At 68.4% G+C, this 25,355-nt stretch carries 24 protein-coding genes; 7 read left to right on the top strand and 17 right to left on the bottom strand.

What is annotated here, in order from left to right:
• Window positions 1–5 precede the first annotated feature (5 nt).
• The 7 genes from ACLJN9_RS22735 to ACLJN9_RS22705 form a co-directional block, all read right to left on the bottom strand.
• A complete protein-coding gene (locus tag ACLJN9_RS22735; RefSeq protein ID WP_410813515.1) occupies window positions 6–683 on the bottom strand; it encodes an alpha/beta fold hydrolase in 678 nt (225 codons plus the stop codon).
• Window positions 684–810: 127 nt separating this feature from the next.
• Window positions 811–1,785: an Lrp/AsnC family transcriptional regulator gene (locus tag ACLJN9_RS22730; RefSeq protein ID WP_410813514.1), complete on the bottom strand. Its 975-nt coding sequence runs from the start codon at window positions 1,783–1,785 to the stop codon at window positions 811–813.
• Between the two features lie 309 nt (window positions 1,786–2,094).
• The gene (locus tag ACLJN9_RS22725) at window positions 2,095–4,275 is read right to left on the bottom strand and encodes a xanthine dehydrogenase family protein molybdopterin-binding subunit (RefSeq protein WP_410813513.1); all 2,181 of its coding nucleotides are present in this window, start codon (window positions 4,273–4,275) and stop codon (window positions 2,095–2,097) included.
• Window positions 4,272–5,270 carry an FAD binding domain-containing protein gene (locus ACLJN9_RS22720; protein ID WP_410813512.1) on the bottom strand — a complete coding sequence of 333 codons (999 nt, stop codon included), beginning with the start codon at window positions 5,268–5,270 and terminating at the stop codon, window positions 4,272–4,274. Before ACLJN9_RS22720 ends, ACLJN9_RS22725 begins: the two co-directional genes overlap by 4 nt.
• The gene (locus tag ACLJN9_RS22715; RefSeq protein WP_410813511.1) at window positions 5,267–5,728 is read right to left on the bottom strand and encodes a (2Fe-2S)-binding protein; all 462 of its coding nucleotides are present in this window, start codon (window positions 5,726–5,728) and stop codon (window positions 5,267–5,269) included. The genes ACLJN9_RS22720 and ACLJN9_RS22715 overlap by 4 nt, the downstream gene beginning before the upstream one ends.
• 318 nt (window positions 5,729–6,046) lie before the next feature.
• On the bottom strand, window positions 6,047–6,694 hold the full coding sequence (locus ACLJN9_RS22710) for a TMEM175 family protein (RefSeq protein WP_410813510.1): 648 nt from the start codon (window positions 6,692–6,694) through the stop codon (window positions 6,047–6,049).
• Between the two features lie 132 nt (window positions 6,695–6,826).
• Window positions 6,827–7,855 (bottom strand): SDR family oxidoreductase, encoded by a 1,029-nt coding sequence (locus tag ACLJN9_RS22705; RefSeq protein WP_410813509.1) that lies wholly within the window; start codon window positions 7,853–7,855, stop codon window positions 6,827–6,829.
• Window positions 7,856–7,991: 136 nt separating this feature from the next.
• On the opposite strand from ACLJN9_RS22705, the gene ACLJN9_RS22700 reads away from it, so the two are divergent.
• A complete protein-coding gene (locus ACLJN9_RS22700) occupies window positions 7,992–8,852 on the top strand; it encodes a helix-turn-helix domain-containing protein (protein ID WP_410813508.1) in 861 nt (286 codons plus the stop codon).
• An 85-nt stretch (window positions 8,853–8,937) separates the two neighbouring features.
• Here the strand turns inward: ACLJN9_RS22700 and ACLJN9_RS22695 are convergent, their stop codons facing one another.
• Window positions 8,938–10,134: a serine hydrolase domain-containing protein gene (locus ACLJN9_RS22695; RefSeq protein ID WP_410813507.1), complete on the bottom strand. Its 1,197-nt coding sequence runs from the start codon at window positions 10,132–10,134 to the stop codon at window positions 8,938–8,940.
• 134 nt (window positions 10,135–10,268) lie between these two features.
• Here ACLJN9_RS22695 and ACLJN9_RS22690 point away from each other — a divergent pair, with 134 nt between their 5' ends.
• Window positions 10,269–11,378, top strand: coding sequence for a sensor histidine kinase (locus ACLJN9_RS22690; protein ID WP_410813506.1), 1,110 nt, complete (start codon window positions 10,269–10,271; stop codon window positions 11,376–11,378).
• A complete protein-coding gene (locus tag ACLJN9_RS22685) occupies window positions 11,375–12,040 on the top strand; it encodes a response regulator (protein WP_410813505.1) in 666 nt (221 codons plus the stop codon). Before ACLJN9_RS22690 ends, ACLJN9_RS22685 begins: the two co-directional genes overlap by 4 nt.
• Before the next feature lie 37 nt (window positions 12,041–12,077).
• Here the strand turns inward: ACLJN9_RS22685 and ACLJN9_RS22680 are convergent, their stop codons facing one another.
• Window positions 12,078–12,689, bottom strand: coding sequence for a TetR/AcrR family transcriptional regulator (locus ACLJN9_RS22680; RefSeq protein WP_410813504.1), 612 nt, complete (start codon window positions 12,687–12,689; stop codon window positions 12,078–12,080).
• 108 nt (window positions 12,690–12,797) lie between these two features.
• Here ACLJN9_RS22680 and ACLJN9_RS22675 point away from each other — a divergent pair, with 108 nt between their 5' ends.
• Window positions 12,798–13,694, top strand: coding sequence for an SDR family oxidoreductase (locus ACLJN9_RS22675; protein WP_410813503.1), 897 nt, complete (start codon window positions 12,798–12,800; stop codon window positions 13,692–13,694).
• Window positions 13,695–14,468: 774 nt separating this feature from the next.
• On the opposite strand, the gene ACLJN9_RS22670 is transcribed toward ACLJN9_RS22675, so the two are convergent.
• From ACLJN9_RS22670 to ACLJN9_RS22660, 3 genes are all read right to left on the bottom strand, one after another.
• Entirely contained in the window at window positions 14,469–15,152 is a 684-nt protein-coding gene (locus ACLJN9_RS22670; RefSeq protein ID WP_410813502.1) for a TMEM175 family protein, read from the bottom strand.
• A gap of 329 nt (window positions 15,153–15,481) precedes the next feature.
• On the bottom strand, window positions 15,482–15,721 hold the full coding sequence (locus ACLJN9_RS22665; RefSeq protein ID WP_410813501.1) for a hypothetical protein: 240 nt from the start codon (window positions 15,719–15,721) through the stop codon (window positions 15,482–15,484).
• 254 nt (window positions 15,722–15,975) lie between these two features.
• Window positions 15,976–16,422: an ester cyclase gene (locus ACLJN9_RS22660; protein WP_410813500.1), complete on the bottom strand. Its 447-nt coding sequence runs from the start codon at window positions 16,420–16,422 to the stop codon at window positions 15,976–15,978.
• 71 nt (window positions 16,423–16,493) lie between these two features.
• Between ACLJN9_RS22660 and ACLJN9_RS22655 the strand changes: the two genes are divergently transcribed.
• Window positions 16,494–16,721 carry a LysR family transcriptional regulator gene (locus ACLJN9_RS22655; RefSeq protein WP_410813499.1) on the top strand — a complete coding sequence of 76 codons (228 nt, stop codon included), beginning with the start codon at window positions 16,494–16,496 and terminating at the stop codon, window positions 16,719–16,721.
• 276 nt (window positions 16,722–16,997) lie between these two features.
• Here the strand turns inward: ACLJN9_RS22655 and ACLJN9_RS22650 are convergent, their stop codons facing one another.
• The gene (locus tag ACLJN9_RS22650) at window positions 16,998–17,732 is read right to left on the bottom strand and encodes a TetR/AcrR family transcriptional regulator (protein WP_410813630.1); all 735 of its coding nucleotides are present in this window, start codon (window positions 17,730–17,732) and stop codon (window positions 16,998–17,000) included.
• Between the two features lie 90 nt (window positions 17,733–17,822).
• Between ACLJN9_RS22650 and ACLJN9_RS22645 the strand changes: the two genes are divergently transcribed.
• A complete protein-coding gene (locus tag ACLJN9_RS22645; RefSeq protein WP_410813498.1) occupies window positions 17,823–18,677 on the top strand; it encodes an NmrA family NAD(P)-binding protein in 855 nt (284 codons plus the stop codon).
• A gap of 231 nt (window positions 18,678–18,908) precedes the next feature.
• Window positions 18,909–20,696: an FG-GAP repeat domain-containing protein gene (locus tag ACLJN9_RS22640; RefSeq protein ID WP_410813497.1), complete on the top strand. Its 1,788-nt coding sequence runs from the start codon at window positions 18,909–18,911 to the stop codon at window positions 20,694–20,696.
• Window positions 20,697–21,171: 475 nt separating this feature from the next.
• On the opposite strand, the gene ACLJN9_RS22635 is transcribed toward ACLJN9_RS22640, so the two are convergent.
• The 4 genes from ACLJN9_RS22635 to ACLJN9_RS22620 are packed head-to-tail and all read right to left on the bottom strand — an operon-like array spanning window position 21,172 to window position 25,354.
• Window positions 21,172–22,149, bottom strand: a complete 978-nt coding sequence (locus ACLJN9_RS22635) for an SIS domain-containing protein (protein WP_410813496.1) — start codon at window positions 22,147–22,149, stop codon at window positions 21,172–21,174.
• Window positions 22,146–22,640: a DUF4178 domain-containing protein gene (locus tag ACLJN9_RS22630; protein ID WP_410813495.1), complete on the bottom strand. Its 495-nt coding sequence runs from the start codon at window positions 22,638–22,640 to the stop codon at window positions 22,146–22,148. The genes ACLJN9_RS22635 and ACLJN9_RS22630 overlap by 4 nt, the downstream gene beginning before the upstream one ends.
• Window positions 22,641–22,643: 3 nt before the next feature.
• On the bottom strand, window positions 22,644–23,693 hold the full coding sequence (locus tag ACLJN9_RS22625) for an FAD-dependent oxidoreductase (protein WP_410813494.1): 1,050 nt from the start codon (window positions 23,691–23,693) through the stop codon (window positions 22,644–22,646).
• Window positions 23,690–25,354, bottom strand: coding sequence for a methionine--tRNA ligase (locus tag ACLJN9_RS22620; protein ID WP_410813493.1), 1,665 nt, complete (start codon window positions 25,352–25,354; stop codon window positions 23,690–23,692). The genes ACLJN9_RS22625 and ACLJN9_RS22620 overlap by 4 nt, the downstream gene beginning before the upstream one ends.
• Between the last annotated feature and the right edge of the window lies 1 nt (window position 25,355).

The following is a 25,355-nucleotide window of genomic DNA, read 5'->3' as shown; positions in this document are numbered from 1 at the left end:
CCTCATCACTTTCGGAGTGCGCCGCGGATGACGTCGGCGACCTCGCGCGGGTGCGAGACCGGGGACAGGTGATGTGCGGGCAGTTCGGTGGTCACGGCGTTCGCGCGTACGGCGAGTTGCCGTTGCAGGGCCGGGTCGAGGATGCGGTCGGCGGCCGACACGACGTAGGAGGTGGGGAGGTCATGCCAGGCGCCGGGGCCCGCGGGGGCGGTGAAACACGCACGGTGGGTCGGCTTCTGGGTAGCCGCGAGTACCTGGGCCGTCTGCGGCGCGATGTCGGCGGCGAGCGCGTCGTGGAACAGGTTCGGGTCGATGGTCGACCAGCCGTCCTCGACGAATCGAATCGCGTTCCCACCGGGCATGGTTTGACCCCGGTCGTTGAGAGTCATCAGCGACTCGCCCTCGTCGGGCACGTAGCCGGCGACGAAGACCAGCGAGTCGACCCTGGAGTGGCCGAGCGCCGCGCCGGAGATCACCATTCCGCCCGAGGAGTGCCCGACCAGAGTCACCGGCCCGTCGAGCAAATCGAGCTGCCGTCGCGTCCACGCGATGTCGTCGTTCAGCGAGGTGGCCGGCAGCTGGACCGCGTACGTGACGTGGCCGTCGCGCTGCAGATCCTCGATCACCCCTGCCCAGACCGATCCGTCGCTCCACGCCCCGTGCACCAGCACTACCGTTCCCATAAGTCGCTCCAGTCGCTGCGTTGATCTTCTGCAGCCAGTGAAACGCGGGCAGAAGCGGTGCATCGAGACGGAGGGGCGGTTGCGGGTGGAATCGACATCGGTGGCGGCCGGATGACGCATCTCGACGTCAGGTGCGACGGGCGGCGTACTGGGTGACGGCGGCTTTGACCTGGCGCAGGACCGGGACTGTCTCGACCGTGCCGACGGTCGGCAGGGCGGCGATGTGGGTGCTGAGATAGCGGTAGAGGTGGCCGGCGTCGCGGCTAGCCACGTACGCGAACATGTTGGCCGTTCCGGTCGTGGCCGCGGCGTACGCGACCTCGGTGTGCTTGGCCAGCGCCCGCCCGGTGGAAACCAGGCCGTCGGCGCGCACCTGTAGCCAGAGCATGGAGTACACGACGGGACTGAGCAGCAGATGGTCGACGTCCACGTCGAAGTGGAGAATTCCGGCGGCACGCAGATCCTGAAGCCGCCGTCGCACAGTGCTGGCCGAGGCGTGGGTGGCGGCTTCGAGGTCCTCGACACTGGCCCGGCCGTCGCTTCGCAGAGTCTCGACGATCCGTCGGTCGACCTCGGTCAGCCCAGAAGGAGACGCCGTGACGGCCGGGACGTGTTCGACCAGCTGCGCCACCTGGGATGCGTCAAGCGGCCCATACTTGGTGAACGGTGAGCCAGCACCGCCGTAAAACCGGGACAACACCTGCTGGGCCTGCACGTCCAGAACCTGGCGAGTGCGCGGCAGTACGTCCAGCAACAGCGAATCGACGCCGTAGCCATCCACGGCGGCCACGATCTCGGTACCGCCCGAGCACAGGCTCACCCAGCTCGTATCCCGACGACGAGCCAGGGCATCGGCGACCTTCCCCGCAGCCTCCGGCATCGCCCGCACCCGGACCACCCACTGGGCCCCGCCCGTAACCTCGGGTGCCAGAAGACCCACGACGCGCAACGCCGACGTGGCTTTCAGCCTCGCATAGCGGCGTGCCACCGTCTGGTCCGAAACCCCCAGTACTTCCCCGATGCGCCGAAAGGGAGCCCGCCCATCGATCTGCAACGCGTGTACCAACGCTCGGTCGAGATCATCGACGTCGCCAGTCCCCACCAAGCAGACGATACCGGCTCGAAAATCGCCACCCTCGTGCTTACCTTCAAGTCGCCACAGGCACCGGCTGTGGCAACTCGGCCAGCGCAAACCGGTCATCGCCGTTGGCCACAGCTCGAAACAGACCCATGGTGCCGGGCCCTACCCAACGTGCGCGTCGAGTCAGGCGAGCGGTCGTCGCGACGGTGACGGTCTTTCGGGTGCCAGAGCGGTACGTGGGTTTCGGCCGGTTCGGCAGCCGACGACATTTTGGGGGCAACTGTTGAGGCGCTGCTCGACGACGGCGAGATCGATGGCTTGAGCCAGGAGTCAGAGCATGTCTTCGAGGCGGATGGGCAGGTGTCGGTGCCGGGTGCCGGTGGCGTGGTAGATGGCGTTGGCGACCGCCGGGGCCACGCCTGCCATTGCTACCTCGCCGAGTGATTTGACGCCCAGGGCGTTGAGTCGCGGGTCGGGCCGGTTGACGAATCCGACGTCGAGGTCGGGGATGTCGGCGTTGACGGCGATGACGTAGTCGGCCAGGTCGGCGTTGAGGAATCCGCCGTGGCGCGGGTCGGCGTCGCTGAGTTCCCGCAGAGCGGCGCTGATGCCCCAGATGACCCCTCCGCGCATCTGGCTGGCGGCGGTGACGGGGCTGGCCACGCGGCCGCAGTCGGCGATGCTCACCGTTCGGGTTACTCGTACTCGCCGGGTGATCGGCTCGACGCGCACTTCGATGAAATGGGCAACGTAGCTGAAGGTGACGAAGCCGGGGTAGTCCGGGCCGGCGATGGCCAGCGCGCCTCTGCGGACGTTGGCGACGGCTTCATCGTTCTGACCGGGTCCGAGGGTGACAGTTTCGACCTCGATCGGTTCGCCGCCCAGAGCGCGGACGGCGGCAGCGACGTCAACGGGCCCGCTCGCGGTAACGCCGAGTTTCCCGCGTAGCGCGGCTAGGGCGTCGTGGACGCCGGGCAGCGCGGTCGCGGTGCCCCACGCTCCTGCGGTGAGGGGTTGCGGTACGACCGCGGTGTCGCCGAGGTCGATGTGCACCCGGTCGGCGGGCACACCGAGGTCCGTGATGACGGTTTCGGTGATGGCGGTGCGGATGCCCTGGCCCATCTCGTGTCCACCGACATGCAGGAGCAGACTGCCGGAGGCGTCGGCGCGTAGGCGAGTAATCGCCGGGACGTTGGAGCACGGGTAGGCGCCGATCGCCACGCCCCATCCGATTGCCGAGCCGTCGTCAGCGGTCATCGAACCCGGCTGCGGTGTGCGGCGCGACCAGCCGAACCGCTCGGCGCCCTGGCGGAGGCAGTCGGCCAGGAAGCGGGAGGAGAACGGGTGTCCGGTGATGGGGTCGGTCTGGGTGTCGTTGGCCAGCCGCAATGCCACTGGGTCCTGGCCCCAGGCGTAGGCCAGTTCGTCGACGGCGGACTCGAAGGCGAACGCGGCGGGGTGCTCGTGTGGGGTTCGCATGTAGCCGGGGGTTTGCACGTCGGTGCGGACCAGCCGTTGATGTCCGCGGAAGGCGTTGACGCCGTAGAGCCGGGCGGTCATGTCGGTGTAGTTGGCGGGGAACAGGTCGTGGCGTGAGGTCTGCTGGTCGACCTCGTGGATCGCGGCGACCAGCAGCCCGTCGGCGTCGGCGCCGAGCCGCACCCGGTGACGCGAGGCCGGCCGGAACGACGCGCCGAGGAACATCTGGGTGCGCGTCAGCACCAGCTTCACGGGTCGGCCGAGCCGCCGTGCCGCGATCGCCGCCAACGCGGTGTGTGGCTGTAGGGAGTTCTTGTTGCCGAACGCCCCGCCGATGTACGGGGACGAGACGCGCACCGACTGCGGGTCGAGGCCCAGTTGGGTGGCGACGCCGAAGCGTAGCGCGTTGGCGTTCTGGGTGCCCTCGTGGATGGTCAGTCGGTCGCCGTTCCACTCGACGACGGATCCGATCATCTCCATCGGGGCCGGGTGCTGCGGTGGGCAGTCGTATCGCAGATCCACGCGGGTGTGCGCGGTGCGGAAGGCCTCGTCGGCGTCGCCGTGCACGATGTCGGCGAGCATCGGCATCGGGATCGCAGTCTGCTGGTCGACGGTTTCGGTGCCGTCAGAGTTCAGCAGCACTGCGGCGGCCTGCGGTTCGTAGTCGGCGCTGATCAGACGGGCAGCCTCAGCCGCCTCGTGTGGGGTGTCGGCGACCACCAGGGCGATCGGTTGGCCTCGGTAGGCTATCCGGTCGTCGGTCAGTGGCTGAAGGCTTTGGAATCCGTGGCCGCCGCCCATGACGAACCCGGCAGATTTCAATTCCTCGCCAAGCGGATGGGTGAGCACCAGCCGGACACCCGGGCAGCGTTGCGCCTGGTCGGTGTGCACGGCGGCCACCCGGCCCACCGCGATGGTGGACACCGCCAGCGCCGCGTGCAGCACCCCGTCGGGGAGCCGGTCGGCGCCGTAACGGACCACCCCGGTGACCTTCTCGCGGGCGTCGACGCGAGACAGACTTGGCCCGCTCATCGGCCACGTCCCCACGCGATGGCCACGGCGTCGGCGACGGTCCGGATCGCCAACTCCACCCGGAACTCGTTCTGCTCGCCGGGCCGTGCACCCTGTAGCGCCAACTCACCAGCGCGGCGGGCGTCCTGAGCGGTGGCGGCGGTGCCGGTCAACGCCTGCTCGGCGGACGGCACCCGCCAGGGGCGCGACGCGACGCCGCCGAGCGCGATCCGGGCGTCGCGGATCACCCCGTCGGCGACGTCCAAGGCGACGGCGGCGGAGGCCAACGCGAAGGCGTACGACTCGCGGTCGCGGATCTTGTGGTACGTGGATGTCGGTCCGGCGCCGGTGACCGGAATCCTGATTCGAGTGATCATCTCGTCGGCCGCCAGGTTGTGCTCAAGGTCCGGCCGATCGCCCGGCTCTCGATACAGTTCCGCAAGATTCATGGAGCGCTCCCCGTCGGGGCCGAGGATGTCCAGGGCCGCGTCGAAGGCGAGCAGCGCTACCGCCCAGTCGCCCGGGTAGTTGGCGATGCACGACGGGCTCGTGCCGAGCAGCGCCAGCGTCCGGTCCGCGCCGCCGATCGCCGCGCAGCCGCTGCCGGGATCGCGCTTGTTGCACGGGAAGGCCGGTCCGCCCCGAAAGTAGGGGCAGCGGGTGCGCTGCAAGAGGTTGCCACCGACCGTGGCCATCACCCGCAACTGCTCCGAGGCCGCCTTCGACAACGACTCCGCGAGCGCCGGATACCTCGTACGCAGCACCGGGTCCTCGGCCACGTCGGCCATCCGCGCGCCGGCGCCGATCACCAACTCCCGGTCACCGCCGGTGTCGATCGTCGTGAGCTCCTCGATCCGGCTCACGTCCACGATCGCCTCGGGCAGTTCAACGCCCAGTTTCATCAGGTCGTACAGAGTGGTGCCGCCGGCCAGGAAACGGGCCGCCGGACCACTGTCGCGGATCATCTGCACGGCATGGGCGGGACTGTCGGCCACCGCGTAGGCGAACGGTCTCATCGCCCGGCCACCTCTCGGACGGCGGCGACGATACCCTCGTACGCCGCGCACCGGCACAGGTTGCCGCTCATGTACTCGCGGATCTGAGCGTCGTCACGGGCGTGGCCCTCGGCGAGACAGGCGACCGCGGACATGATCTGACCCGGGGTGCAGTAACCACACTGCAGCGCGTCGTGTGTCACGAACGCCTCCTGCATCGGATGCAACGTCCCGTCCGCGCCACCCAGCCCCTCGATCGTCGTCACCTCGGCGCCGTCGGCCTGGACCGCCATCATCAGGCAGGACAACACCCGCCGGCCGTCGCGGTGCACCGTGCACGCGCCGCACTGGCCGTGGTCACATCCCTTCTTGGTCCCGGTGAGATCCAACCGCTCGCGGAGCACGTCCAGTAGCGACTCCCGCGGGTCGACCGTCACCTCCGCGGGCTCCCTGTTGATGATCATATGAACCTGCTGCATCACGTCACGATAGACGACGATCTGTATTCGAAAGGCCGAAACCCGTCCATTCAAGGATGATTCCGTCTCGTGGCGTGGGCCGTGGCCGGCCCCGCCCACGGGCAGCTCAGCGACGATGTCGCGTCGCACAGGTTGGCAACGTCAGCGCAACGCACCAGGCGCAGGTGCGCCTGGCGGCCGCCGGTCATACCGCCGCGTCGCAGCCGAGGAAACGTCCGAGATGCCTGGCCGCCTGCGCGAATACGGTCCCGCCGAAGACCAGATCCTCGACAACCCATAAGACAGTCGCGTCGGCGGCAGGCGCAAGCTGTCATGTAATCATCGTCGCGCTTCGGTGGCGGTGGTGTCCCCTCCCTCCTCGCCGGGAATTGGTAGGTAGTTGGCGGGTAGGAAGCCAGCGATGATGGCTACGCCCGCGATCGGCACGAACGCGCCGACACCGATGCCGGCACCGATCCAGAGCAGCGCGAGCGCGAATCGGCGGCCGATTGCCCGCACGCCGAAGGTGCCGAGGCTGGGGTCCAGCAGTTTGGCGCGGCGGAGGTGGGCCCACATGATGTTGAACAGGACACCCGCCGTCCACAGTGTGGAGCCGTAGACGACGACCGCTGTCCGTAGGCCCTGCTCAACGCGGAGGGCGCCGGCGAGAAGTGACGTGCAGAACGGCAGGAACGCGATGAGCATCAGGAGCAGCGTGTTGAGGAGCAGGACTCCTCGGTCGACGTGTCGGACGCGGTCGAAAACGATATGGTGATTGACCCATACCTGCCCGATGACCAGGAAGCTCAACGCGTACGCCAGGTACGACGACCACAACCCGCCGAGGCCCCGCAGGAGGTGCGCGAAGTCCTCCGGCGGTTGGATCTCCAGCACGAGCAGCGTCACCGCGATGGCGAAGACAGCGTCGCTGAAGGCGACCAGTCGGCCCGGACGACGCACCGGCCGCGGATTCCCGTTGTCGGACACACCCTGATTGTGCCTTTCGTTCGATACGCTGGGTCGCCGACGCTCCCATGCCGTGTCGAGTGTTGGGATGGGTTCCGGACGATGCGCACGGTGGTGGTGGTGATTCCTTCTGGTTGATCCACATGTTTGGGATTAGTCCGCGAGGCCGTGATCGACGATGCTGCGTCCGGCGGCGACGATCGCTTCACGTGCGGGTCGGGGAGCGATGCCGAGGAGCGTTCGGGTCTTGTCGTTCGATACTCGCTTGACGTAGCCGAGGTCGGCGGCGACGGACTTGAACTCATCGTTGAACAGCGCGGCCGCCCGCACGACGATGTTGGGAATCGATCGGGTCGGCACCTTCGACGCCTGCGCTCCCAGGTCCCGCTTCAGAATTGCGCCGATCTCCTTCATGGCGACTGCCGGCTCGCCCGTCCCGACGAGAAATCGCTCGCCCGCAGCTTCAGGTCTTGTCATCGCAGCGATGTGGGCGGCGGCGACATCCCTGACATCCACGATCGGCACAAAAAGATGCGGGTAGCCGGGCATCTTTCCGTTCAGGCTGCGCTGGATGATGTGATTGGCACCGGAAACGTCGTTGCCTATGAGCGGACCCATGACGGCGACGGGAAGGATCGTGGTCAGTTCCATCTTCTGACCAGGCTTCTTATTGAAGTCCCAGGCCGCTTTCTCGGCGAGGATCTTGCTTCTGCCGTAGGCGTCGACGCCGGGCCCATTGAGCGGTGACCAGTCGTCCTCCGTAAAGACGTGATCGATGTGTCCATGGCCGAACCCGACGGCGTGGAACGCGGAGGTGAGGACGACGCGACGCACCCCGGCGTCGCTGGCGGCACGAAGAACTCGCAGCGCGCCGTCGCGGGCGGGGGAGATTACCTCGTCCTCGTCCTTCACCTTGCCCGTGTGGATAGGCGAGGCCAGGTGGATCGCGAAGTCCATCCCCGCAACCGCGGCCCGCCACCCCGTGTCCTGCATCAGGTCCGCCTCGACGAAGGTCAACGCTTCGTCTCCGGTGACACCGGCGAGGCGAAGAGCGGAGCGGACCGTATTCTCCTTGATGAGGGAACGGATTGTGGTGCGAACCGTGTATCCCTGATCCAGGAGTTGGGCGATGACATGGCCGGCAATGAAGCTGGATCCACCGGTCACGAGAACGTTGGACATAGCGGCCTTTCGTGGGGCGAGTTCGATGTGGATGCAGACAATCTTCCACGCGCGCTCACCAACACCCAGGCCCCCGCTGATACTGGTAGTGGCAGGGTGCACCCTCCCTCTCTGATCAGTCGCTAGCGTGACCGATATGACCGAGGCGCCGAACACACTGGGCGAGTACCTTCGAGCAAGACGCGACCTGGTGACTCCCGAACAGGTCGGAATCCCGGTTGTCGGCGCGCGACGCGTCCCCGGTCTCCGCCGTGAAGAGGTCGCGATGCTGTCCGGGATCAGCGCCGAGTACTACCTCCGCCTGGAGCAAGGCCGCGACCGCCGCCCGTCGACGCAGGTCCTCGAGGCGATCGCGAGAGTCCTGCAGCTCGACGACGACTCGTACCTCCTCAGCCTTGCAGCGGAGCGGCCGCGTCGAAGGCGTTCCAGAGCGCGGCGCGAAGTGCTGCCGGCGAGCACCGCCCGACTGATTCCAGAGTTGCCCTTCCCCGCATTCGCCGAAGGGCGGTACCTCGACGTGATCGCCGCGAACTCGCTGGCAGCGGCCATCTCCCCGCGGCTCGTTGCTGGCGGAAACCGGCTCCGGGACGTGTTCCTCGATGAAGCGGAACAGGACCTCTTCGACGACTGGGAGCGAGCCGCCGCAGCACTGCTCGCGGGTTTCCGCAGAACCGTCGGCACCAGCGGCGACGACCCTCGGGTCGTCGAACTCGTCGGCGAGTTGTCACTGGTCAGCCCCGAGTTTCGTCAGATGTGGGCGCGACACGACGTTGCCGAGCGCACCGGCGCGACCGTCACGTTCAACCACCCCGTCGTCGGTCGGATCCAGCTCGATCGAGAGAAGTTGGCCGTCGGCAGCACTGACGGGATCATGCTCGTCATCTACCACGCCCACTCCGGGACGGAGTCGGCCGAGCGTCTGGCGCTCCTTGGCTCGATAGCTGCGTCGGCGGCGATACCGGCCGAGGAACGCGAGGCCAACTCTGATTACAGCTGACGTCTGGAACCGTGTGGTGCGACCACTCACGTCAACGGCAGGGGTGGGGCGTCCAGTCCCTGCCGGGTGGCGCTCGCCGACGACATCAGCTGTGGCACAGCGCGTGGTCGATCAGGTCGGTGGTGATGTCCCTGGTCGGTGCCGCTAGGCCCGTTTTGCGTTGTGGGGAGTCGGTGTTGATGGTGACGATGACGCTGCGTGAACCGTCAGGCGTCACGCCGTTGCGGGTCATGAAGCCCTGAATGTCGCCGCCGTGTGCCCAGGAGCCGCCGCAGGAGTTGGGAATGAAGACCAGGCCGAGTCCATATTGGGCACCAGGCCAGTTGCTCTGGAACTCTGGCGAGGTGGGCACCGTCTTCTGCATCTCGGCGAGTTGGGCCGGCGGCATGACCTCGCCGCGCACCAGGGCCCGCAGGAACTTGTTGCTGTCGTCGGTGGTGCTGATGATTTCGCCAGCGGCGCCGCCCCAGGAGGGATTGAGCGTTGTCGCGTCGATCGGCTCGCCGTACTTCGGGTCCTCTCTGGTGGCGCCGGGGCCGGAGAACCGTTCGTAGCCAACGGCATGGGGTGTGGGAATGTCGGCTGAGGTGTCGGGAAGATACGTGTCGCGCAGGTCGAGCGGCACGAGGACGCGGTCAATGACGGCCTGCTGCCAGGTCGTTCCGGTGACACTCTCGATGATCATGCCGGCGAGCACGTAGTTGGTGTTGGAGTAGTTCCATCTGGTGCCCGGCGCGAAGTCCGGCTTGAAGGTCATCGCCAGGGCGACGGCCTGTTGTGGCGTGACGGTGGCGAGGCGTTGCTTCTCGAACGTGTCCCGGGTGAACAGGTACGTCAGGCCCTGGACGTACTCCGGAATCCCGCTCGTGTGCTGCAACAGGTGGCGCACGGTGACCTTTCGGCCGTCGTTGCCGTTGCCCTTCACCACGCCCGGCAGCCACCGGTCGACCGTGTCGTCCAGTGACAGCCGTCCCTCACCGACGAGTGTCAGCAGTGTCGCGGACACGAACGGCTTGGTGAAGCTGCCGATGCGGAACTTCGCATCCCACGGCACCGGGGTGCCGGCAGCGACGTCGCCGAAGCCGCTGCGCACCGCCACCGGACCGCTGGGGGTGTCCAGCTCGGCCAGGATGCCCGGCGCTCCGTAGTCCAGGAGCAGATCCGCGTCGCGCTGCAGGATGTTCGTGATCGCCGGTTGCTTGTCCTCGGTGGCCGACGCGCAGCCGGTCATGACCGCGCCGACCGTCACGGCCGCCAGTGCCATCCACGCTGTGTTCTTCATGCTGACCGACGCTAGCCACGATCGGCGGCGGTGCCGTCATCCCAGGACGGGAACTCGCACTACCCCCCTGGTGGTAGCCGCGTCCACCACCAGCGGGCGAGGCCCGCCGCCGCTCGCTCCGCTAGCGTGGCAGGATGCGGGCTTTGTCTCGGCCGATCTTCATCGACGTGCTGCTGGCCACGGTGCTCACCGGGCTTGCCCTGGCGACCATCGTGGCGCAGTCCGCCGCGCCGATCGGCTGGCCGACCGCCGCGCTGGCCGCGCTGACGGTGGCGCCGATCGCGCTGCGGCAGACGGCGCCGGTCGCCACGATGCTGGTGATCGTGGTCGCACTCGCGGCGTTCAGTCTGCTGGGCTACGGCGAGCTGCCGGCCGGCGGAGTCGGCATGGTCGTCGCGATGATCACGGTCGCCACGCTGCGCGAGCGCCGGGTAGCCGCGGCGATGTTCCTCGCAGGGCTCGCCGTCCTGGTGATCGTCTATACGACCGACAGTGGCGTCGTCTGGTCGCAGGCAGTGCAGGCGGCGCTGGTCCTGCTCGGCGCCTGGGTGCTGGGCGAGGGCACCAAACGATGGGCCCAGCGCGCCGCGCGTCTCGCCGCCCAGGCGACCCAGGCGGTCGCCGACGAACGGGTACGCATCGCCAGGGAACTGCACGACATCGTCGCGCACCACATGTCGCTCATCTCCATTCAGGCCGGCGTTGCCGAATACCTACTGCCCCCCGATCTGCCGGCCGTCAAGAACGCCATCACCACCATCGGTGACGCCAACCGGGAGGCTCTGTCAGACATGCGGCGGGTACTGCACGTACTGCGGATGAACCACGAAACCGAAGCGGACTTCAGCCCTCAGCCGGGACTGGCACAACTCGACGACCTCGTTGATCGCACCCGCGATGCGGGCCTGCCCGTGGAGGTCGCCATCACCGGTGAGGCCACGCCGCTGCCACCGGGACCTGACCTCTGCGCTTACCGCATCGTCCAGGAATCCCTTACCAACGTGCTCAAACACGCCGGCCCGGCCACCGCCCAGGTCCAACTCGACTACGGCCACCGCTCGCTGACCCTCTCGATCACTGACGACGGTACGGGCGCCGGCTCGGGCCACGCCGAAACCCCCTTCTACGGGATCCGGGGCATGCGGGAACGCGCTGCCCTCTACGCCGGAGTCCTGGAGGCGGGTCCGGCGCCGGCCGGCGGTTTCGCTGTCGTCCTGCGCCTACCGGTGGGCGGACCGACGTGAGTGTCCGAGTTCTCGTCGCCGACGACCAGGCCCTCGTGCGCGCCGGCCTGGTCGCGCTGCTCACCGCCGCCCCCGGCACGGAGGTCGTCGGCGAGGCCGCTGACGGCGACCAGGCGGTACGGGCAGCACGCGCCACCAGGCCCGACGTCATCCTGATGGACATCAGAATGCCGGTGCTCAACGGAATCGCCGCAACCCGCAGCATCCTCGACACCCCCGACGAGCACCGTCCCCGAGTGATCATGCTGACCACGTTCGACCTCGACGAGTACGTCTACGCCGCCCTGCGCGAGGGCGCGTCCGGCTTCCTGCTCAAGGACACCCCACCGCAGCGCATCATCTCGGCCATCCACATCGTCGCGGCCGGCGACTACCTCATCGCCCCCGACATCACCCACCGCCTGATCCACACCTACGCGCAGCAACAAAGCCGACCCTCGCCATCGACCACCAAGCTCGCCAGCCTGACTCCGCGCGAGACGGAGGTACTCCGCCTGGTGGGCACGGGCCTGACCAATGCCGAGATAGCTGTACAACTGGTGCTCAGTCAGGCGACGGTCAAGACCCACATCAAGCACACCATGGCGAAGCTGCACCTCAACAGCCGTGCCCAGGCCGTCGTGATGGCGTACGAAACCGGCCTGGTCACGCCCACGACCTGACCTCGACCGCTCAGGGCGGCCGCGTCGCACGATCGTGTCAGGACGTGGCCTCTGGTCGCGTCGGAACCTCAGTCGGATGGATCGCAGGCGCGGTCATGACGCGGAGATCCTGCAGGACGGCCTGTTCGATGGCGCCGAGCGGCCGGCGCTCGCCTTCGGCGATCCACCGCCCGAACGACACCCGCAGCACGATGAGCCCTGACTCCGCCGCGAGCGACGCGGCCGGCTCAACCACCCCGCGCTCGCGTAGAGCCGCAGCGACCATGGCCGCGAGCCTCGCCAACTTGAGCAGCTCGCGCTCCTGCAAGGCCGGGTTGAGGTCGATCACCGACTGCCGCCTGCGCGACCAGGAACGACGATCGTCGGAGAAGAATGGTGCCGAGGCGGCGAGCGCGTGGGCGACGATCTCCAGCGGCGCCGCATCCGCCGGCGCTGTAGCCACACCCTCCAGGAAACCTTTGGCCAGGAGTTCTTCGCGCTCGAAGAGGACCTCGCGCTTGTCGGCGAAGTGGCGGAAGAACGTGCGCTCGGTGACGCCCGCGGCGGCGGCGATCTCCGCGACGGTCGTCTGCTCGAAGCCTTGCAACGTGTAGAGGTCGAGCGCGGCCGCCCGTAGGCGATCCGCGGCACCCGGCTCCCAGCGCACCATCCCGCGATCATACTGATGGCAGCGACTGTCATGCTGTTGTACAGTGTTGTCAGTGCCTGACATCAGCCGCCGTGGCTGGTGGTGACAGGCCGTCTCAGGAGGTGCGCAATGCGCGTGTTCGTCACCGGTGCGTCCGGATGGATCGGCGCCGCCACGATCGATGAGCTTCTCGCGGCCGGACACGACGTGGTCGGGCTGGCGCGCTCGGAGCGCTCCGCTGCGGCTCTCGAGGCGAAAGGGGTCCACGTGCAGCGGGGCGACCTCGACGACCTCGACAGCATGCGGGCCGGCGCCGCGGACGCCGACGCCGTCATCCACCTCGCGAACAAACACGACTTCACCGACCCGGCGGGGTCGAACCGCGCGGAGCGCGACGCGGTGAATTCCATCGGTGAAGTCCTTGCCGGATCGGACCGTCCGTTCCTGATCGCCTCCGGTATCGCGATGCTCACCCCAGGCCGTCCCGCTACCGAAGAAGACCGCTCCGCGGCCCACGGTGTCGAATCGGCGCGCGGCGGCAGCGAGAATCTGGCACTGGAATTTGCCGGCCGGGGGGTCCGCTCCGTCAGCGTGCGCTTCGCCCCGACGGTGCACGGAGCCGGCGACCACGGCTTCATCGCCACGCTAGTTGGAGTTGCGCGCGAGCGCGGTGTCTCGGGGTACGTCGGCGACGGTTCGAACCGCTGGGCGGCAGTCCATCGCTCCGACGCCGCCACGGTCGTGCGCCTCGGGCTTGAGAAGGCGACAGCCGGTTCGATCCTGCACGCCGTGGGCGAAGAGGGCGTCTCCGCCCGCGAGATCGCCGAGGCCATCGGAAACGGGCTCGGCGTGCCCGTACGCTCGATCACACCCGAGGATGCTGCAGAGCATTTCGGCTGGGTCGGCATGTTCTTCGGGATGGACATCCCTGCTTCGAGCACGGCCACGCAACGCCTTCTCGACTGGCGTCCGACGGGCGCGACCCTCGCCGAGGACCTCGCGGCGGGACCCTATTTCAGCGGCTGAGGTTGCGGTGGTGTGGCGATAACGCGCACGCCGCCGCGGACAGTGGCGATGTTGCGGTGGTGGCAGCCCGACGATCGGGGGAAACGCAATCCAGGACAACCACTGTGCAGGCGCATCCGCGCCCGGATGGTCGAGTGCAGCCAACTCGGCTACCTGCTTCGTCAACCTGTGACCGCGGCCCGGGCAATCGTCGGTCGAGGGGCCCGGTCTGTCGCTCTCCAACCCAGCACTCGGCAGGTTCTTGCAGGTGGAACCGGTGCAAGGCGGTAGCTGCAACCCGTACGGCTACGTCTGCGCCGACCCGGCCAACGAGACCGACATCCGGGAAATGTCCTCCCTGCGCTGTCGCTGCCATCGCGGTAGACATCATCGTCGCCGTATTGATCGTGGCACTTGTCTGGGTCGCCGTGATGCCTCCGTCGACAGCGATCTCCGCGCCCGGGGGAGACGGTGTTGCGCACACCGCGGGGGCCGAACTCGGCGGCCCAGCTGCGGGCGAGCTGGATCTCGGCGGCTTTGGTCGCGGAGTGACGACCCGAAGAAGGGGTGCACCTTCCCGACACGCCGGAAGAAAGCTCGCCCATCGGTGAGAAGACTCGACCCTTTACGGGGTAGGCGCTACCAAGTGCGGGGTGGGTCAATGAGCCACAGTTCGTGGATGGGTGAGCTCCTCATCGCGCACATCATCACGGCGGGTGCCCGTCCGGGATTCCCGAAGTCAGCTGGACCGCATTGTCGTGCGTGCCGCACAGGGCACAGTTTGGGCGTTTGGAGTTATACCTGCTCCGGAGGCTGTCGTTGCCGCAGGCTCAAGCAAATGAACAGAGCGGGTACGATGAGAAAAAGCACCAGGGATGCCAGCGGCGAGACGAAAGCTATTGCTGCTCCTATGAACGCGACCGAGGTTGACGCCGCTGACGCTTTCGTGTTGCGTCGTATCCATTGCGTTTCACGAATACCGTGCACCAGGTGCGGATGGCGGCCAAGGTATGCGCTGAGCGCGGTCCATGACACTCCGATCTGCCCGGTGATGAATGCATACACGAATACTGCGGTCACCTGCTCGTGCTTGGTTCCGCTGCGGATTGCGTTGGCAATGAGCGCGGTGGGCCAAGGTATGAGGGAAACGCCGAGCAGCAGACTAAGGTTCATTACGAGGACTCGCGAGTCTGCCCCCTTTAGCCGTGCAAAAGTGTTGTGGTGCGAAAGCCAGTTCCCAGCGGCTGTGAGGAACGAGGCGAGGTAGGTGAGGTAGGAAGCCCAGCCGCCCAGCAACTCCTCCGTCGAAACCGCTGACCGGCCGGGCAGAAGTTCGAGGACCATCAGCGTGAGCACGATGGCAAATACCGCATCACTGAAACCCTCAAGCCGATTTGTCTCCGACCAGTACGCGGCGCCCCGGCTGGGCCGGGAACCATCGATCTCAGGCGGACCGGGTGTCGGGTTCGTGTCGGGCATGTTTTCCACTAGGGCGTCGCCGAGTTGGATATCGAAAGCCGAGCGCCGTCCACACCGTGTGTATGGCCGGCGCTGCTGCCTCGACGGTACGGCATGTGCCAGAACAATATGCGGGAATCACCATGCGAAACCCACCCGATGCGGCCGGCCAGACACGCTGGCCTTGCCGCCCCCGCATATTTGCCTCAGCCGAGCTAGCCTAGCCAGCTGGCGATTGCCCGTATAGTGGCCGGAGATAACAGCGCTGCGAACCGTTCCGGTCGACCAGGACCGCCGACCAGATCCTCACTTGAGCCCGTCAAGAGGGCTCAGGCATGCGACACCGGCTATTACGAGCCGTGCGGGCCTTCCTCGACGAAGAGCAGCAACGCATTTTCCGCATCGCTGCACACGGTGATGCGGGCGATGGGCCTGTACCTGTATCTCCCGATCGACAACCACAGGACCAGCCGGCAGTGAGCGTGAGCTTCCCGCTCGCCGACGGCCGACCCGCTGGCGGTGCCGCGTATTCGCCCCACCCAGACGTCGCCGTAACACCCCAGCACGACGCTGAGCAGCCCGATGCCCATCGCCACCGCCCACCGCCCACCGCAACAAGAACGGCATCACAGGCAGCTCGTCCACTATGGGGGAGACGGCCACAGCCACGACCCTACGCCTCGCCCCGAAAACGACAACAGCGCCGACCAGCGGAGATGCTGGTCAACGCTGAGTCGTGCCGTTGCGGGTCCAAATCATCTCTCTCGAGAAGTCACAGACGCCTACGGGCGATCAGAATCTGAATTTCTCACCTGGTCGGCGTTACCTGGCGTCCGACTCGTCCCTACCTGCCTTCGGCGCCAAGCTGGCGTAGAAAGCTGCGGTAGTCGGTGCGCACCCACTCCTCGACAAGGTGGCCCTGATCGTCGAAGTGGAACAGGTTGAGCAGATCGAAGACGACACGCTCTCCATTTGGAGATATAACGCCGGCTGGTGACTGTGTGAACTCACGGACGAAGGTACCTTCGATCCACGTCTGGCAGGCGATGTGGTTACCCTCGGCCACTACGATCCCACGTCGGATCGACCGGTCATCGAAGGCCGCCCGGATCGATGCGAAGTAGTCGTTGAGCCCGACGTAATCGGACTCGAAGCCATCCGGCCCGTGGAATCGGAACTTTCCGGTGTCGAAGTACGTGTCGAGCTCGGTTGGATTCTCTCCGGAAACCTCGAGCTCGCCGGCGCGAACCATACGCGCGACGAGCTCGTCCCGCGTGATGTCCTGGGACATCGCTCCTCCAACTAAAGACATAATTCTTTCGGATTTCGCCAACCTGAAGGTCTCACCCCCGAATATCCCACGTGCAGCAATGCCCGACAACGAAGATTCGGCACGCTTTCCATGACTGGAGCGCATGGCATATCTCTAACGTGGCGGAGTTGACTTTGACCGGCCTTCGAGTGATTCAGCAGGTTGCGGCCACGGGTTCGTTTACCCGTGCCGCCGAGGCCCTTGGCTACACGCAGTCGGCCATCTCCCGGCAGGCCGTCTCACGGTCGGAGCCTTCCCCGCAGCAGCCATGGCGTTGATGTCGCGAGCAATCGCCCAGGTGACGTCCGACCAACCCGGCCTCGCCGTGGCCATGGAGGAGGCGTCGACACCTGAGCTGCTGCGGCGGCTTCGGCCGGCCGGTTGGAACTCGCGATCATCGGTGTCGGCCACGCGCTGCCGCACAATGACCTGAAGGGACTGCAGCAGGGCACCCTGCTCCACGCTGACCTCTTCATAGCCGTACCGGAGACCCACCGCCTCGTGGGAATGCCCGGCGTCACCCTGTCTGACCTCGGCGACCTGAATACCGATTGTCACCCTGCATCCGGACGAATCACCTGTTGATCGGAATCCGCGATGCGGTCCAACCAGTCGCCGAGCAGTGCACCCTCGTGGGCCGTGAGCGCTGTCAGGTTGGACAGGGCGGCACGGAGGGTAACGGCGGCAACTGCCGGGCCGGTAGGTTCGGCCGCACGCGGTTCGACCAGGATGGTTGTGCAGACGGCTTCCCACGCCAGATCAGCGAGGGTTTCGTCACGTTCGTCGTCGGTTTGCTCGATGAGGGTGAACACGACGCCCGTGCCCGCCGCGTGGATGAGCGCGACGGCGCGTTGTTCGGGCACGCGCAGACGTCCGGCCCGGGCGACCCGCCGCACTCGCTGTCGCAGGATCTCGGTGCCGGACTCGATGGTGGCTTGCCCGGCCGGCGTTCGCTTCGCCGTGTGCATGAGCCGGAACAGCGCGGGGTTCGCGAGGCCGAAGCCGACATGCAGGTTCCATCCGGCGCGCAGACCTTCGACCGGATCGTCGTCGGTGTCGACGGGGGGCTTCTGCACCACGTAGCTCGCGAAGCCCTGTTCCGCCACGGCGTCGAGCAACCCGTCCTTGTCGCCGAAAAGGCGGTAGATCGAAGGCGCCTGAACGCCGGCGGCGAGCGCAACCGAGCGCGTGGTCACCGCGGCGGGTCCCTCGCTGGCGAGCAGGCGGGCGGCGACTTCGATCAGCCGGGTGCGTACGACGTCGCGGGCCGGCTGTGGGGTGGGGGCCATCACGTTTCCAATGTTATCTCCTGATTGCTATCGCAGCAATTTCAGTGTTAGCGTAAAACCGCGACCATCGATAACACCTGGAGTCCTCGCATGATCGTCATCTCTGGAGCTACCGGCGCGCTCAACGGCGCCACTGTCGGTCACCTCCTCGAGCGCATCTCCGCCGAGGACATCGCCGTCGTCGCGCGCGATGTCGTCAAGGCCAAGCGGTTCGCCGACCGCGGGGTGGCGGTTCGCCACGGCGACTACGCCGACCCGGCTTCATTGCCCGGTGCCTTCGATGGCGCCGATCAGCTGTTGCTCGTGTCCTCGAATGATCCAAGCGCCGACGCCGTGGGCCTGCACCGCGCCGCGATCGACGCGGCCGTCGCCGCGGGGGTCGGACGCATCCTCTACACCAGTCACCAGAACGCCACCCCCGGCACCCCCTTCAGGCCTGGGCGCGACCATGCCGCGACCGAGCAACTGCTCGCCGAGTCGGGAATTGCCTGGACCTCGCTGCGCAACGGCTTCTACCTGCACAGCCTCAATATGCTGATGGGTCCGTGGCGCGATACCGGCGTCATCACTGTGCCCGGGGACGGACCGGTATCGTGGACCGCCCGCGAAGACGCCGCCGAGGCCGCCGCGATCATCCTCACCTCGAACGGCGCGTACGACGGTCCGACGACGCTCACCGCGAGTGCCGCACCGACCTTCGAGGACATCGCCATGATCGCGTCCGAGGTCGCCGGCCGCACGGTCAAGCGTGAGGTTCTGGGCGAACAGGAGTGGCTCGCGGCCCAGATCGCTCAGGGCACGCCGGACTTCATGGCGCGCTTCCTCCTCGGCTTCTACCAGGCCGCACGACAGGGCGACTTCGCCGGAGTCGACCCTCTGCTCGGCAAACTTCTCGACCGGGAACCACACACGGTGCGCAACCTGCTCACCCAGCCCGCAGCCTGACAGACGGTTCCGGAAACGTGGTGCCGGTGAGCTTCTCTCACTAGCGAGACAACCCCACTCCCGCCGAGCGTCCGCCAGATCGCCGCTGCCGCTCTGTCCGCCGGGCGGTATCGGCGGGTACGGCGACTGCTCGACGGCGTCGAACAGATCCGGGCGGGCACCGGTGTGCGGGCGGCCGGTCCTTGTGCGGGCAGGGTCGCCGGGTAGGTTCCGTGGGTGCATGGTCTGGTGATGAGGCGGCGGATGGTCGCGGTCGGCGCGACGGCGCTGGCGACGGTGGTGCTGGTGACGGTCGCCCTGGTCACCGCGGCGGGCGGCGGGGACGGCAGCAATTGGGTGTCGGCGCCCGGGCCGGCCGAGAGCTCCGCGGCGGCGACCGTCGCCGCCAGAGCGGGTTCAGGGGGGAAGCCACTCTCGGCAGTGCCGTCCACGTGTCAGGCGCAGGGCGGTGCCGCGGCGGTGGCCCGGCCGAAACACGTGCGTACCGTTGCCACCGGCCAGACCGGCTGGTTCTCCTCGCCGAGCCTGGTCGACCTCGACCGCGACGGCAAGCTGGAGATCGTGGCGCCGGACTACTCGACCTTCGTCTACAGTGCCACCGGCACCCGGCTGGCCACCGGCACGGCGAGCAAGGGCCGCGTGTACGCCCCCGCCGTGGTCACCGACCTCGACGGTGACTCGGTCACCGACATCGTGACCGGCGGCGGCGAAGGCACCGTCGCGGCGTACGAGTTCCGCGGCCGCAAGCTGCGCGTCAAGCCCGGCTGGCCGGTCTCCACCTGCAGCGGCGGGCAATGCCCGGAGACACGCGGGCTCGCGGCGGCCGACCTCGACCACGACGGCAAGATGGAGATCGTGGCGACCACCACGAACACGTCCACCACCGGCTCGCAGGTGTTCGTGTTCGCTGCGGACGGCAAGGCCTACCACCCCAAGGGCGCCGCCGCCACGTCCTGGCCGCGGTACAACACCGGCAGCGACGCCACCTTCAACGGCGCGGGCAATCACGGATACGGCACCTACGGGGAGAACGTCGGGATCGCCAACCTCGATGACGACCCCGATCTGGAGATCGTGGTCACCTACGACAACCACCAGATCAATGTGTTCAATCCCGACGGCACGTCGGTGCTCGCCTCGGGCTGGTTCACCAGCCGGCAGAACCAGTACAAGGGCAAGCGGCTGGGCTGGGGACAGATGATCCGCTGGCTCGACCCCGCCGTGGAGGAAGCGCACCACCACAAGCACACCGGGGCGTGGCCGGACGTCAAGAGCACCATGTGGTTGCAGTGGACCGCGTCGCCGCCGTCGATGGCCGACCTCGACGGCGACGGGCACGCTGAGGTCATCGGTCTGCCGAACGCCGAGATGAAGGAGCCGTACGAGACCCAGGGCTACGCGGTGATGGCCTTCGACGGGGCCCAGAACGGCGGGACGCGGTCCGCGCGCCGGCACGCCGGGTTCGACAGGCCGGTGCTCACCGCCAAACCGGCGGTACGCGGGGACGGCGACTGGTATCCGCCCAGCGGCATCCCGGCGCCAACCCTGGTCGACCTCACTGGCGATGGCCGGCCCGAGATCGTGTCCGCGACCCCGGACGGCCGCGTCTACGCGGTGTCCCCGAATGGCAAGCTGCTGTGGAGGTACGACTACGCACGCGGCGCGGCGAAGACGTTCGGCTCCGAGGTGGTCGCGGCAGATCTGAACCGAGACGGCAGGCCGGAACTGGTGTTCGGCACGTACGGCCCCTCGGTCGGCGCCGGTCGGCTGGTGGTGCTGTCCGCGACCGGTCAGCAGCTGTCCTCCACCCGGCTGCCGCGCCAGTCCGCCAACGGCAACGGCGTCGGGATCGGGGCGGCGCCGTCCATCGGCGACCTCGACGGCAACGGGACACTGGAGATCGTGACGTCGAGCATCGACCACGGCCTGGACGTGTTCACGGTGCCGGGGTCGGGCACGGACTGCCTGCCCTGGCCCACCGGCCGCGGCAGCACCCGGCGCGCCGGGACCGCCGGCTGACCCGGCCGGCCGCGTCATCGGCGGTCTTCGCGTCATGATCCATGGGTTCGCACGCCGTGGGCTACCTGCCCACCGATCAGCTGGTCGCCGAAGCGACCAGGATCCTGGACACGCCCAGCGGCCCCGGAGACGCCGCTCGCTGCACTCCCAGTCGGGTCACGAGTAGGGCCAGTTGCGCGATGGGATGTAGTTGACGCCGAAACGCATCTCACAAGGCCTCCGGAGTGCGTTGCAGGGCTGGTCAGTGTCGGGCAGGAGACCGACGGTCGGTCAGGCGGTTGGCTCGCCTCGAAACCGGTGACGTACTCGGTCCGTTCAGTGGCAGCAGCTCGCCGGTGCGGCGTCAGCATCGCCTCGATCACGGCCACCGCGACACCCGGCTCGTGGCAGAGCCGGCTGCCATGACGGGGGATCGACCGAGGCGCAGTCGGATCGGCGTCGCAGAACGCGGCAATATTCGAACCGGCAGTAGGAGCTATGGCTCGCTCGGCACCGAGCCTCGCTCCCACAGGCTCTCCTCGGCCCACGCGCCGACGATCACCTGGTCGGGATCGCGTCGGTTCACCCCGGCCAGTTCTGCGGCGAGCAGGTGCAGGCCGACGGTAACCGGTAGCTGCGCCAGCACCGGGTGCAGGCCGGTGACGCTCGGGACGATGCTCACCGGAACGTTTTCCGCAGCGGCGGCGGCACCGATCGCGGAAACCAGCCCGTCGGCGTCGGTCTCCGGGGCGACCAGCAGCAACCGGTCCCGGTGCCCGTACGGTACGGCGGCGCCGTGCAGCAACCGTTCGGCGTCGAAGCCCTCGGCCAGGACGCCGGCGGCCTCCCGCAGTTTCAACGCGCCCTCGGCCGCGGTGACGGCGTACGGTCCGGCGCCGACCAGCCCCAGCGCGCGTTCGGGTGCGGGTACGGCACCGGGCCGGTATGTGGCGCACACGGCGCGCACGTGCCCGGCCGCCCGGGCGAGATCGGCGGGGCCGACGTCCGGGCAGCCCAGGTGGTGCGCGAGGCTGGCCAGCACGGTCAGGCTGGCCGTGTAGCTGACCGTGTACGTCTCGCACTCCTCCGGCGGGACGGTGACGATCGCCTCCGGCCACCCGGCTCCCTCGCCGGTGATCGTCACCAGCCGGCAGCCAGCCGTCCGGGCCGTGTCCCGCACCCGGCGGCTGTATGCCGTCCGACCGGTGTGCGAGATGACCACCGCGGCGTCGTCCGGGAGCAGCGCCGGGCCTCCGGTGACAAATTGCCCGGCGGCAAAGCTGTACGCCTCGACGTCGGCGTCGCGCAGCAGGAGCACGCCCAGGTCGGCGGCGTGCCGGCTGGTGCCTGTGCCAATGAGGAAGACGCGGCGGGCGCCGCGCAACCGCTGCGCAGGCTCGGCGAGGTCCGTCCCGGCAATGCGTTCGATCGCGTCGGCCTGGATATGGATGGTCCGTTCCAGCGCGGTCGTCACGGGGCAACCTCCGAGAGCAGTCGCAGATCGGTCATGGCCAGGGCACAGTCCACCCCGATCAGCCACGGCGCGTCCAGTGCGAGTCGTTCCGCCGCTACGTGGACACCAGCGCTGGTGCGGTACTCGACGTAGTGCAGGTGCCCCCGCGCCGTCAGTCCGGCAACGATACGGAGGTCCCCGTCGGCCCAGTACGTCGCCCGGCCCCGGCCGGTCTCGGTCAGCATGGTGTCGCGCAGCCGGCCCAGCCCCGGGTCGTACTCGTCGGTGGTGACCGGCCGACGGATCCATGAGGACGCCCGCAGCCCGTCCGAGCCGGGTTCGAGTGCGAGCCAGATGCCGGCCCGACCGCTGCGCAGCAGGTACTCACCCCACTCGTCGACGTCATCGTGGGCCAGGAGCCGGGTGAGCACCGTCCACCGGGTCCGGTGCAGCCTGACCGCCGTACCTGGCGACAGTTGGTGAAGTAACGCCATGTCCACGGTGACCGCCACCTGTCATCGAATCCGGAACCGGAAGGGGACCTCGGCCCGCTCCTCCACCGCGTCACACACGAACGCTGCCCAGGCTGGGCCATGCTTGAAGCCGTGTCCGTTGTCGCCGCCGGCGAGCCACACCGTCGGGTCGGCCGGGTGGCGGTCCAGCAGGAAGTGCTCGTCGGGCATCTCGACGTAACGGCACCGCTCCCACCGCCGGACCGGGGCGTCCCGCAAGCCGGGAACCCGCTGCCGCAGGTAGGGGTGCGGGTCGACCTGCACGGCTTCGGCGTCCGGTGCGACTGTCTGGTCCGCCACCACCTTGACGCCGCCCGAGCCGACGGCGGGTACGCCGTACCATTCGGCGGTCCGGTCGACCCAGGCCGGCGGAGGCTGATCACGGCGCCACGACGCCGGTGGGTCGAGGAACATGCTGTCCTGGGCGACCACCCGCGCCGAGGTGAGACCGGGGAACAGAACTGGCAGACCCGGACCCACCGCCCACACCGTGACGTCGCCGTCGAGCGGGCGACCGTCGGTGACCGGCTGTCCGTCGACAGCGAAGACGTCGGCCCGTCGCAGCCGTACGCCCCGGTCGACGGCGCACGTGGCCACGGCGCGTATCGCCTCCCGGGCCAGCAGTACGGCGCCGGACGGCTCGAAGAGCAGGTGGTCGGCGGGATTCGTGGTGAACCACGGGAACTGGTCGCGCGCCTCGGCGCCCTGTACCTGCCGCAGCGGCACTCCGACGCGCCGGGCCACCTGCATGGTGTCATGCGCCCACTGGTCGAGCGTACCGAGCAGGAGCACACCGGTGGGGGCTAGTACCGTCCGCCCGGCGGCCCGACCGAACTGGCACCACAGTTCCCGCGACCGCCACGCCGAGCGGGTGTACCAGTCGTCGGCTCCGTACGAGGTGCGCAGGATGCGCGACTCCGCGGTGGATGCTCCGGAGTTGTCGAGCGGGTCGCGGTGCACGACCTGCACCCGCCAGCCCCGGACGGCGAGTTCGTGGGCGATGCAGAGTCCGAAGACCCCGGCGCCGAGCACCGTGGCCCGCCGGGCGGTCACCCCGGGTACACAGACTGCTCGAGGTCGACCGGCAGCGGGAGGAAGAAGGGCGCGGTTCGGGTCATTCGCCGGCCCGGAGTGGCGGGGCGTACGCCGTCCCAGCGGGGGGTGCCGATCTCACCGAGTGCGAGCCACAGCTGCTCGGCGAAGTCCGGCATCACCGGCCAGGCGAGCTGGGCCAGGGTCCGGGCGGCGGCCGTCTCGGCTGCCACCGCGGCGTCGGAGGCGGCGGACGGGCCGGCGGCCCGCAGCCGGGACTGGCCGGCGGTGAACTCCGACGCCCGGCGGACGAGGTTGATCAGCACCCGGGTCGCCGTCCGTGGCGAGAAGCCGGCGGCCGAGTAGGCGGCGAGGCACTGCCGGGCCAGGTCGGCCAGGTCGGCAAGGAAACGGCGGTGGCTGGGAAGCGGGTCGTTCAGTGGCGGCACCCCTGCCAGGTTCACCCGATCGACGAGGCCGCCCAACCACGACTGCCACCTGCCGGCGAGCTCGTCGTCGATCAGCGTGCGGAACCGGTCGAGGGTGAACGACGACGGGCCGGTCTCCGGCCGGTCGTACGCCAGGGCGAAGCGCACGACGGAGGCCGGCACCTCGTCGAGCAGCTCGCGAGCCCAGATCGCGTGCCCACGGCTGGTCGAGAATTTCGTCTCGCCCAGGTGGAGGAACTCGTTGGTCAGCAGCGCGTCGGGCAGCCGCAACCCGGGGTCGTAGGCCATCAGCATCGCCGGGAACAGGACCGCGTGGAAGTAGCCGTTGTCGAATCCGAAGAACTGCACGACCTCGCTGTCCGGTGCGTTCCACACCGCGCGCCAGTCACCCCCGCCTCGGGCGGCGAGCGCCTCGGCCAGCGCGGCGAGGTATCCCGGGACCATCTCGGCCCAGACGTACACGCGCTGGTCGGTGAAGCCGGCCACCGGGCTGGGGATGCCCCAGTCCGTGGGGTGGGTCAGTGCGATCTCGGGCAGCGGGGCGGCAAGCATCGCCGCGCAGAGCGCCTCCAGCTGCGGGCTCATCATCGTGCGGGCGTGGTAGGCGCGAAGCTCGTCCGCGTACCGCTGCAGCGGGAAGACCAGTTGGCGGTACGGTCGCCGGATCGGCGGGTCGCCGCAGAGGTTGCAGACCGGATCGACGAGGTCCACGCAGCTGTTCGGCTGGGCGCAGGCCTCGCAGGAGTTGCCGTCGCTGTCGGCCTTGCAGTGCGGGCACCCACCGGACACATAGGCCTCGAACAGGTAGCGGTCGCAACGTTCGCAGAACAGTCGGTCGCTGGTCCGTGCGACGAGGGTTCCCCGCGCGTGCAGGGTTGCGATGAACTCGACCACCAGGTGCCGGTGCCGGCGGTCGCGCGCCGGCCGGGGGCAGGCGTCGGTGGCGAAACCGATGGCGGCGAAGACCTCGGCGATGTCGTCGGCAAACTCGTCGGCCATCCGGTACGAGTCGACGCCCGTCGCCCGCGCCTTGACCGGCACGTAGCTCTGGTGCAGGTCGGAGCCGGTCAGGTAGACGGCGTCGTGCCCAGTGAGCCGACGCGCCCGGACGTACATGTCTGCCCCGGCGTACGGCCCGGAGAGATGCCCGAGGTGCAGGTCGCCGTTGGGCGTGGGCGGTGCCGCGGTGACGACGCTCAGCGACGGGCTGGTGCCGCGGTCGGCCGGTGGCATG

It is taken from the genome of Micromonospora sp. 067-2 (genome assembly GCF_046549295.1).
Classification (GTDB): domain Bacteria; phylum Actinomycetota; class Actinomycetes; order Mycobacteriales; family Micromonosporaceae; genus Micromonospora.
Note: the sequence above shows the minus strand (reverse complement) of the source record. Positions and strands in the feature narration are given on the sequence as shown.

Coding starts and splice junctions, on each gene's coding strand:
- ACLJN9_RS22735 (WP_410813515.1), bottom strand. CDS start 683: ATGGGAACGGTAGTGCTGGTGCACGGGGCGTGGAGCGACGGATCGGTC.
- ACLJN9_RS22725 (WP_410813513.1), bottom strand. CDS start 4,275: ATGAGCGGGCCAAGTCTGTCTCGCGTCGACGCCCGCGAGAAGGTCACC.
- ACLJN9_RS22720 (WP_410813512.1), bottom strand. CDS start 5,270: ATGAGACCGTTCGCCTACGCGGTGGCCGACAGTCCCGCCCATGCCGTG.
- ACLJN9_RS22715 (WP_410813511.1), bottom strand. CDS start 5,728: ATGCAGCAGGTTCATATGATCATCAACAGGGAGCCCGCGGAGGTGACG.
- ACLJN9_RS22705 (WP_410813509.1), bottom strand. CDS start 7,855: ATGTCCAACGTTCTCGTGACCGGTGGATCCAGCTTCATTGCCGGCCAT.
- ACLJN9_RS22700 (WP_410813508.1), top strand. CDS start 7,992: ATGACCGAGGCGCCGAACACACTGGGCGAGTACCTTCGAGCAAGACGC.
- ACLJN9_RS22695 (WP_410813507.1), bottom strand. CDS start 10,134: ATGAAGAACACAGCGTGGATGGCACTGGCGGCCGTGACGGTCGGCGCG.
- ACLJN9_RS22690 (WP_410813506.1), top strand. CDS start 10,269: ATGCGGGCTTTGTCTCGGCCGATCTTCATCGACGTGCTGCTGGCCACG.
- ACLJN9_RS22680 (WP_410813504.1), bottom strand. CDS start 12,689: ATGGTGCGCTGGGAGCCGGGTGCCGCGGATCGCCTACGGGCGGCCGCG.
- ACLJN9_RS22675 (WP_410813503.1), top strand. CDS start 12,798: ATGCGCGTGTTCGTCACCGGTGCGTCCGGATGGATCGGCGCCGCCACG.
- ACLJN9_RS22670 (WP_410813502.1), bottom strand. CDS start 15,152: ATGCCCGACACGAACCCGACACCCGGTCCGCCTGAGATCGATGGTTCC.
- ACLJN9_RS22665 (WP_410813501.1), bottom strand. CDS start 15,721: ATGGGCATCGGGCTGCTCAGCGTCGTGCTGGGGTGTTACGGCGACGTC.
- ACLJN9_RS22660 (WP_410813500.1), bottom strand. CDS start 16,422: ATGTCCCAGGACATCACGCGGGACGAGCTCGTCGCGCGTATGGTTCGC.
- ACLJN9_RS22650 (WP_410813630.1), bottom strand. CDS start 17,732: ATGGCCCCCACCCCACAGCCGGCCCGCGACGTCGTACGCACCCGGCTG.
- ACLJN9_RS22645 (WP_410813498.1), top strand. CDS start 17,823: ATGATCGTCATCTCTGGAGCTACCGGCGCGCTCAACGGCGCCACTGTC.
- ACLJN9_RS22640 (WP_410813497.1), top strand. CDS start 18,909: ATGAGGCGGCGGATGGTCGCGGTCGGCGCGACGGCGCTGGCGACGGTG.
- ACLJN9_RS22620 (WP_410813493.1), bottom strand. CDS start 25,354: ATGCCACCGGCCGACCGCGGCACCAGCCCGTCGCTGAGCGTCGTCACC.